Source organism: Wolbachia endosymbiont of Glossina morsitans morsitans (genome assembly GCF_000689175.1).
Lineage (GTDB): Bacteria > Pseudomonadota > Alphaproteobacteria > Rickettsiales > Anaplasmataceae > Wolbachia > Wolbachia pipientis.
The window spans coordinates 1-9,132 of sequence record NZ_AWUH01000091.1 but is presented as its reverse complement, the minus strand read 5'-3'; the positions used below and the strand labels follow the sequence as shown (position 1 = coordinate 9,132).

Genomic DNA, 9,132 nt, shown 5'->3' with positions numbered 1-9,132 from the left:
TTTTTCATAATACAAATAATTATTATTGACTTTCATGCAATTAGAGAACCTAATTATTTGCATAACTTGCACTTTTCTGAGCTAAAAATAGGCAAAGTTAACCTTACTTCTCGTCATTTTTTAATTTATCCTCATCTTCAAATTCATCCTCCTCTTCTTCGTCATAATCTCAAACTTATCGTCGATATCGTCATCATCAATATCTTCGTCTGCAAATTCATCTGATTCATCATATACTGCATCTTCGGTTTCAGTTTCAGCAGGATAATCAACTGAATTACGTCCCTCAAGAACATTATTCCCTTCGTTATTAACCTTATCTTTGCTCGCAGCGGCAGAAAGAACTTTGTTTGGGTCATATGGTTCTTGTGTAGGCACACGAGTTTGTTTGAGCAGCCTTCTTGTGAAGGTAGTATCACTGTAGTACAAAATTTTCTTTGATTTAATTGGGTAAGTCGACTCTATTAAAATTATCTGATCGTCACGTGGCAACATAATAACTTCTTGAGGCAATAGCAATGCTCTCTGTATTTCAGAGATATGTAATGACCTTGAAGCAGGATTTAAATCTAAAAATTTAGGCTTATTCAACGATTCTTGTTGTACAGTTTTGTTTCCTATAAGTTGCGATATTAAATTTGCTGTTTCAATATTATTGGCTGCAAAAGTTTTTCTGTAAGTCGAGTTTGACAAAAAGGAGTTGTAACGTCCGCGAACAAATTAAGGTAGGGGGTCTGTCAGTCTGTTTCCACCAAAGAATAACCTAACTCGATAACCACGAAAATATGCAATACCTGTTTGAAATTGCTCCATTTTTCCAAGTGTAGGAAACTCATCCATTAAAAACAATACGCCATAAGGCTCGTCATCCGATGGCAATTTTCTACATAAAAACTCAGTTGCCTGTTGGTAAAAAACCTGCATTAAAGGCCTGAGCCTAGTCAAGTTGTCAGGAGTTAAACCAACATAAACTGTAATTTTCTTCTTTTTAAAATCTAGAATATTAAAATCACTTGACGCAGTTGCAGTATCAATCAATGGGTTTGCCCACAATTCAAGTGATGAGTTCATGGTTGATACAACACCTGACCTTTCTTTATCAGCTTTTTGTAAAAAAGCTGCAATATTCATATATGCTACAGGGTGTAGTATTTTACCCATTGTATCAAGAGCAACAGCAAGATTATAAACCACGTCATCACTACGCATCGTACGCACAACTTCACCAAAAGATTTAACTTTCTCTGGTGCAGCAAGTAAGTATAATACCACTCCAACAAATAAGCTTCTTGCTTCATTCTGCCAAAAGTCTTGTTCAGGCATGATTAGGTTAGCTATTTTCTGCACATCGTCAACCATCTGCCCAGGTTTTTCACTAATCCATTGTAATGGATTGTAACAGTGACTTATTCCATCTGGCTGCGCTGGATTCCATACGTATACTTTTTGTCCTTGTCGTTCTCGCCAACCACTTGTTATTTCGTAGTTTTCTAATTTTATGTCGTGTACAATTACCGAGTCAGTCCAAAATAATAAATTAGGAATTACAAAGCCAACACCCTTACCAGAACCTGTAGGTGCAAATAACAATGCATGCTGAAACCCATCAGAAATGAAGTATCCTCTCTTATCTTTACCAAGCAATAATCCCTTTTTGCTTCTTAATCCTGCTTTTCGTATGTCTTTCTCTGATGCCCACTGCGAATCTCCATGAAGTGATTCCTTCTTTTTAAATGGTCGCCACTCAATTATCCTTTCTCTTAAATTCCATAAGATAATCATTAAAACAATGATAGGCAGTGCAGAAGATATAATTAATGTGATTTTGAGCTCAAGGCTATATAACTCTGGATGATGCCAACAATATTGTATATGATCAAAAATCGTTGGCCAAAGAGCTTGAGGGAAAGGCGTCAAACTAGGATTAATTGCCTTAAAATCCACAGCATCCGGACCATCGGCAAACAGAACAAACAATATACCAGATAGATAGAAGCAAAACTCAAGTACGCTAAAAGCTACTACACCTCCTATGAGAATATTACGTAGGTGATTTCCATTACTCATAAACTACTCTTCCTTAACTTATGTATAAATTTAAGCATTTTCGCTCGCAGATCTAGTAAATAATATCTCAGAAATGCTTCTTTTGGCCCCACCGGTTCTTTTTAGCTGAATAACAATATCAATCACATTTCTAATGTATGGTATAATTTGGTCTGGAGGAATGCCAAGATTTGCCTGCATAACCATCAATTTTATTTGCTCAAGGGCCATTGTTGGACTATCTGCACGAAGGGTTGATATTGATCCAGGGCGACCAGTATTTATCGCCCTGAGAAAACTAAAAGCTTCCGCTCCACGGAGCTCACCAACTATTATTCTGTCTGGCCTTAAACGTAAGCACGCTTCTATCAAATCTTGAGTGGTTACTTTTGCTCTGCCCTGCCCTCTTTTAGAGGCAATGAGATGGACTTTATTGGCATGATCGTTCAAAACGATTTCCCTTGCATCCTCAACAGTAATAATTCTTTCCTCAGCTGGAATAGCACGCAAAGTAGCATTAGTAAAAGTAGTCTTACCAGTGGAAGTTCCACCACTAATTATAATATTTTTCTTCCTTATTACAGCGTATTCTAAAAACTCTTTTATTTTTTTTNGCCTTAACAGTAAATCCAAATGACGGTCAACTGGATTATCAGTTGCTTCTGTAACAGTTTCAGAAAAAGCCCCCATTTTTTCGTAATCATCGAGTGCTAATTGCATGCTAGAAGGCTTACGAATCGACATGACTACTTTATCAGGCTCACATGCTGGCGGAAATACTATCTTTATACGATAACCATTTGGTAATGTTGCCGAAAGTAACGGCGCTTCTTCGCTAAGTTTTTGTTCTGTAGCTTGAGCAATCAGTCTGCCAAGAGATTTCAAATGGTTAAGATCGAATACTTCTAATTTTTCACACCTTATTTCACCGCGATTTTCAATCCATACTTCCTTTGGCTTATTTATTGATATTTCATTTACGCCTTCTTCTTGAAATATGCCTTGTAATGGCTCCAAATATGTATCAAGTGCAGCATAGTTCATTTCATTGATTTAATATTGCCTGTGGAGGAAATACTATATCTTGGTTAACAAATACTTTCAATGCAGTGCCTTGATCAACATAAATAGTTGGTTTTTTATCTGTATATCTGCCCACTACATCACGCATATCTTTAGAAAAATCCTCGATTGATTTCCCGATTGCTTCATCATAAACAGACTTGCTTTTTCTTTGAATTTGTTCTAACAGTTGATTTACAATTTCCAGGCTTATATTTACCTCGTCTTCTTCAATTCCTAGTGCTTTTGCTATTTCCTCTTTCATTATTTTTAGTAAATCTTGTCTGCTTTTGGCACTCCGAATTCTTCCGATAGCCCCAAGGCCTAATTTCCATTTGTCACTAGATATCTTCTTTTCTGGGTCAATAATGAGTTGGAGAGAAGAAAAATCTATTTCGGTTGCAGTGATAGACTTTACTGCATCTCTGATAGTTAGCATATCAACAAGATTAGAAGCCTTTTGCCCTATAACAGCAGAACCAATCGAAACACCAGCAAGTGTCACTGAAGAGAATAACGCACTTACTATTTTGTTATCAACTATTCCTGCTATTCCTGCTCTACCAAGCTCGTCAGTACTAAGTGATGAGATTGCAATATCTATTCCATGTGGCAGAATCACTCTATTCCAGTTTATATTTACACGAGATTTAGCAACATTCGAGTCAAATGAATAACTGCCTATCAATCTTGAGCCTTTAGGTATTAAAACTGTATCACCAGTTTCCGCATAAACATCTCTACTCACCATAGCACGCAGCATTCCTTGCAGATCAGAGTTTATTGCAGTTTCAAGAACAGCATCAATAATTTTACCTTGAGTAATCATTAAACCAAGCTTTCCTACCCTGGTAGCTTTGCTCGATTGTGCTGAAGTGTCGGATAAAATAGCATCAGCAGCCTTGTTCTCTCCACTACCACCTGAAATTGTTAACATTTGTGCACTACGTCTGTCTCTAGGATAACCGCCACCCCCTATTGTAGGAAATGAGGTAGGTAAATTGCCCATAACATTACTAGAAGGAAAATTTTGCTTTGGCAAAATGGGTATATTTGACGCAGAAGTTTCTTTTGGTTTCTCTTCTTCTTTTTTAATTTGTTTTATTTCTGGTACGATTTGTGGTGTAGGAAGAGGAGGTAAGGGTGGTAAGGAATCGGTTATTATTCTTTCAGGAACCATTACATTATCTGGAACTTGTTCCAACTTTCCTTTCAATTCTTGAACGTTTTGCTTTGTTTCCTCTTTTTTAATAACTTCTGAACCCTCTTTATGAGAAGGACTAAAATAGAGATAATACACTCCACCAACCAGAAGTACTAAAATAATGACCACCAATGCCCTATGACCTTGATTAGAGCCAACTGTTACTACCTTATTCTCTATTTCTGATTCATCTTCTGAATTGTTACGCCTTTCTTTATTCATATTGCATGTACCACAGCTAAAGTGACCTATTTATAATTTCAACTTCACCATCTTCATAACGCATAAATAGCTTTTTATGTACTCCTTTTATTATAACATAATCATCAAATAACAGCCTTTTATAAGGTTTATCCTCCCCTTCTACAAAAACCTGAGGTATTTTATTATTATTTCTAAATTTTAAATAGGTTAAATAACCATCATCAAATAACTCGATCGGAACTATATCCGCATTACCACCTTCATCAATATATGTATAATTGTACTTCGTATCATTTTCTTGTATTATTTTCTCTAGCTTGTCTGTAGTATATTGCATTTGAGTAGGTAAAGAAACCTCATCTAAATCAACATCAAATTCACCTTCTTCTTGAGGATAATAAAAACGTACTACGTAAGATATATCCTTTTCAGCAGAATAATCGTGATCCACTTTCTTAGCATCAGTATCCGGGTATTTATCGTAGTTTGGCCTTGAGATTAAATCAAAAATGTAATTTCTTTTTTTAGTTGTCGTAATAATCATGTTAGTGCGACTACTAACTTCAAATGGCATGATAAGCAATTTATTGTCATAAGGATTAATTTTCCAACTTGATGCATCACCAACAGCGATATTTTTAACTTTTTCTCCTTCCGCAAATTCAATATAGGAATAGTAACCCTGACTAAAAACCACCGTAAATACTTCATTAGGGCTATACACAAAAGTCTTTATTCTACTATCTACAGAAATAGGCTCATTATAATTAATGGATGCGTTTAAATTGCCACTGACAAGTAAAGCTAAAACTAATAATATCCTATACATATTCATCATCTACTCCATATGAAATAACTTGAAATCCTAATGGGTTAATATATCTTTGCTGATCATCCATTTCAAGCGATGCATATCTATATGACATAATAACTATCTTATTTTTTCTCGTAGAACTTCCATCTTTCCGTGTAAATTCCACAAAAAATCTCACCTGAAGAGCATCGTTACCCAACTTTTGAATTGAGCGAATTTTAAATTCACTTTTGGTATCTGAATATAAATTAAAAAGATCATCCATATTCTGCGATCCTACATAATTTCTAAATTCATTATACACATTAGGTGAGGAAAACAACCTCACCTTTGTATAATAGTTATAATTATAATGATATGGATCAAAAACCTCCCTTGCTTTTATATACTCTGAAATAAAATAATCGTTCAGCGCTTCATCTGCAGAATACTGTTTTACTGTGACAGGATCAACCAATTGCACTATTCCTGATTTCTTGTCAATTTCTATAACAAATGGCTCAATAGTGCTACTTGTGCTAATTTTAAATATGACTAATATGCTGATAGAGATCGTTGCTAATAATATTAATGCAAATAAAAGTAGAATATTCCTTTGAGCAATAACTGTGCTGTAGCGGTTTGAATTCCAATTTATATCCTTATCTAAGGATTCAGTATTTTTTTCTCGCTTAAAAAATCTTAGCATTTTAGTATTCCTAAAAATCTTAACTTATGTTAATAAACATAGCAAATTAACAAAGTAGTTACAGCAAAAAAGCTAAAAAAACTCTCAATCTATGGCCTAATTTACCAAACTTTGTCTCCATATATGAATCGTTATATTTATTACGTTCCACAATAAGTGGTAGACACTTTGTAACTCCTATACCACTACTTTCCAATTCTGACAATTTCCTATCATTGTTTGTAAGTAATTGGATTTTGTTAATGTTCAATTTCTTAAGCATTTTAGCTGCAACAGCAAAACTCCTTTCATCATCTTCAAAACCCAATGTTCTATTTGCATCAACAGTATCAAGATTATGTCCTCTTTGCATACTGTACGCTCTTAACTTATTAGTTAAACCAATGCCCCTTCCATCTTGCATCAAATACAATATAATACCACTTCCAGAGTCAGCTATCATTTGAATTGCTTGATGTAACTGACTTCTGCAATCGCATGACAAGCTATCTAACAAGTCACCCGTATAACACGAAGAATGAATTCTTACTAATGGTTCGCCGTCTTTATCTGGATTGCCAATGATAATTGCATGATGTTCTCTTCCACCACTTTCGGTTCTATAAGATATGATATTTACTTCTTGAGTCTGTTTTAAAAATAATGATGTTTTGCACACTTCATATACATCCTGATTTTCTTGAAAATTATTTATGAATGACGTGTCCAGTGCAATAACGTCATTTTTCTCGCACCAATTTCGCATTTCATGATTATTCTCAAAAGTCATATCAGCCACTAACGCGTATGGCAATAATTCTGAGAACTTAAGCAAGGCAATAGCACATTCATCTATTTTCTTTGAGCATTGCAACTCTTTTATGCAATCTTCCTTTGAACAGTTTATTAAATGGAGCAGTTCATCAAAATTATTCACCAACAGACGTTTGCTGTTATGTTCTTTATTCTGAGACATGTATTTTACCTTACTTGAAGTTAAAGTAACATATACATTGCTTGATATAAGCTTGTATTGATTAAATAAATCTCTTTCTAAAGCCTCAGCAGCAGCAAACAATAGGTAATTACTTTCATCATATATTACAACTGGCCGACCGCGCCTGATTTCGCTGATAGCTCTTTCTACCTTATTGCTACTCTGATTTCCTATAAACATTTTTACCCATATTAAACAGCGATAAAAACTGGTGCGGCCGAGAAGACTTGAACTTCCAAGGCCTTATGAGCCACAGCGACCTCAACACTGCGTGTCTACCAATTCCACCACGGCCGCACTATATTCTAGTTTTTATATAATTATTTTAAATTACTTAATCATTTTAGAATTTTTCATCTAGAGTGTCAATCTGATACTAGAATAATTTAGAAATTGTTTGTATAATTTGATTATGAATTTTGTGATTATAAATTTTAATCATTTAAGATAACCTTACTACTAATTTTTAACTTAGGTTTTATACAAATGAACATAGCTAATATCTTTATTTTTTTAGTCTCTCTCTCTTATAACTAGCTTTCATTTTCGTCCATGCACAAATATTATACACATGGTCTCAAGTTATCCCAGAAAATAAACTAAGCATACGCGCAATTACGGACAATGACATGTGTCCCATTGTTTATGTTGATGGCAAGGAAACAGAAATGCTGAATCGTAGCTCAATCAACAATGGTGATCATAACGAAACAGTTTGTGAACTGACAGTACAAACAAGTTCCAAAGACGTTAGTATTGAGGATCTACGGGTTCCTATATTACCAAAAAAGGTTAATAAAATTGCTTTCATTGGTGACACGGGCTGTAGAATAAATATGTTATTTCAGCAGGAATGTAATTCGGTAGATAGCTGGCCTTTTAAAAAAAAATTTAGACTCAATTGCCCTTCATAAACCAGATTTAATTATCCATGTTGGTGATTATCATTATAGGCAAACAAGATGTAGAAATACAAAAAAGTGTGGCGATACTTATGGATATAATAAAGAAGCTTGGTACGCTGATTGGTTTGAGCCTGCAAAGGATATTTTATCACAATCCCCTTTCCTTTTTGTTCGTGGAAACCATGAGAGTTGTGATAGAGCTTATGAAGGATGGTTCAGGTATTTAGATTCATGCCCCTTTTCGTCTGAAAAATGTGGAAACTTCGTTTCTAGTTGGTCCTTAGATGCTGGACCGATGAAATTTTTTATCTTCGACTCTTCATTCGGTGAGGATATTTTTACAACCCAAAGCACAATTGATGCTTTTGAAAGGCAATTTGATAAATTGATACAAGATAAGCCCACGTGGTTTTTAACTCATAAACCACTTTGGAGATCTCCAAAAAAAGAATTTTTGACATTAAAAAGCCATGGCAATCTTACACAAATTGAAGCTTTTGGGGATAGATTTCCAAGCAATGTTACTACCATAGTTTCCGGTCATATTCATATAGCCCAGATTTTATTAATGGATAATGTTCCACACCAGATTATAGTTGGAAATGGCGGTTCATTACTACACGCTCAAGATCAAGAACCTGTTTATCAAAATGTAGAATTTGGCTATTCAAATGGTAGAAACTAGTTAGCACACGAAGTTAGAAACTTTTTCGGCTTTGGTTTTGCAATACTAAACTTAGATGATCGCAAATTTACCTTCTATAACCAAGATAATAAGGAAATGTATTCTGCGAAGCTAACAGAAGATTTTAAGCTTAAACGGATTAAAACTATAGTCGATTCATTTTTTTTTCCTCAAAGTTGCATGATACAGAAGGCAGATAAATTAAGAACATAGAGAGTACAAAGAAAAAATGCTTGGACTGATGTAATAAACATATTGCAGATAGTTTGAAATGTAACGTGGAGTCATAAGTAACTTCCGATGCAGATACGTAAAATTACATTACACCCTACCGTACGGTCGTATGGATATAACTTTTCATAAAATTTCCACAACAACAACAACAACAATATCACCACGAATATTAACCTTACAAACAAATAATCATAGATCGGCAAGACATGGAAATGAATGAGAATTATATTATACAAGTTCTAGGTTCTAGACTATTAAAATATAAATATAGGCCATCATCCATTAATAGAGTTAAGATAGATCAGTAAGTCAAA

The 9,132-nt window shown here is 34.6% G+C and carries 6 protein-coding genes, 1 tRNA gene and 2 pseudogenes; 1 reads left to right on the top strand and 8 read right to left on the bottom strand.

Going from position 1 to position 9,132, the window contains the following annotated elements:
* Positions 1 to 103: 103 nt before the first annotated feature.
* The 8 genes and pseudogenes from WGMM_RS02010 to WGMM_RS01980 form a co-directional block, all read right to left on the bottom strand.
* Positions 104 to 2,067: pseudogene (locus WGMM_RS02010) on the bottom strand (type IV secretory system conjugative DNA transfer family protein).
* Positions 2,068 to 2,097: 30 nt separating this feature from the next.
* Positions 2,098 to 2,659 (bottom strand): annotated as a pseudogene (locus tag WGMM_RS06580) (ATPase, T2SS/T4P/T4SS family); the annotation flags it as partial.
* Between the two features lies 1 nt (position 2,660).
* Positions 2,661 to 3,090 (bottom strand): P-loop NTPase family protein (locus WGMM_RS06575; RefSeq protein ID WP_240991853.1); only part of this gene is annotated, 430 nt, incomplete at its 3' end.
* A gap of 1 nt (position 3,091) precedes the next feature.
* A complete protein-coding gene (locus WGMM_RS02000) occupies positions 3,092 to 4,534 on the bottom strand; it encodes a TrbI/VirB10 family protein (RefSeq protein WP_038249317.1) in 1,443 nt (480 codons plus the stop codon).
* A gap of 16 nt (positions 4,535 to 4,550) precedes the next feature.
* Positions 4,551 to 5,351 carry a P-type conjugative transfer protein VirB9 gene (gene virB9, locus WGMM_RS01995; protein ID WP_240991855.1) on the bottom strand — a complete coding sequence of 267 codons (801 nt, stop codon included), beginning with the start codon at positions 5,349 to 5,351 and terminating at the stop codon, positions 4,551 to 4,553.
* Positions 5,338 to 6,018, bottom strand: a complete 681-nt coding sequence (locus WGMM_RS01990) for a VirB8 family type IV secretion system protein (RefSeq protein WP_038249315.1) — start codon at positions 6,016 to 6,018, stop codon at positions 5,338 to 5,340. Before WGMM_RS01990 ends, virB9 begins: the two co-directional genes overlap by 14 nt.
* Before the next feature lie 58 nt (positions 6,019 to 6,076).
* Positions 6,077 to 7,174, bottom strand: a complete 1,098-nt coding sequence (locus WGMM_RS01985; protein WP_038249312.1) for a GTP cyclohydrolase II — start codon at positions 7,172 to 7,174, stop codon at positions 6,077 to 6,079.
* A 29-nt stretch (positions 7,175 to 7,203) separates the two neighbouring features.
* Positions 7,204 to 7,291 (bottom strand) — tRNA-Leu (locus WGMM_RS01980).
* Positions 7,292 to 7,861: 570 nt separating this feature from the next.
* Here WGMM_RS01980 and WGMM_RS06570 point away from each other — a divergent pair.
* A complete protein-coding gene (locus tag WGMM_RS06570; RefSeq protein ID WP_338062969.1) occupies positions 7,862 to 8,584 on the top strand; it encodes a metallophosphoesterase family protein in 723 nt (240 codons plus the stop codon).
* Positions 8,585 to 9,132: the final 548 nt, after the last annotated feature.

What these genes read in the sequence shown, in the direction of transcription:
- WGMM_RS01990 (WP_038249315.1), bottom strand. Translation starts at nt 6,018, where the DNA reads ATGCTAAGATTTTTTAAGCGAGAAAAAAATACTGAATCCTTAGATAAG.
- WGMM_RS01985 (WP_038249312.1), bottom strand. Translation starts at nt 7,174, where the DNA reads ATGTTTATAGGAAATCAGAGTAGCAATAAGGTAGAAAGAGCTATCAGC.
- virB9 (WP_240991855.1), bottom strand. Translation starts at nt 5,351, where the DNA reads ATGAATATGTATAGGATATTATTAGTTTTAGCTTTACTTGTCAGTGGC.
- WGMM_RS02000 (WP_038249317.1), bottom strand. Translation starts at nt 4,534, where the DNA reads ATGAATAAAGAAAGGCGTAACAATTCAGAAGATGAATCAGAAATAGAG.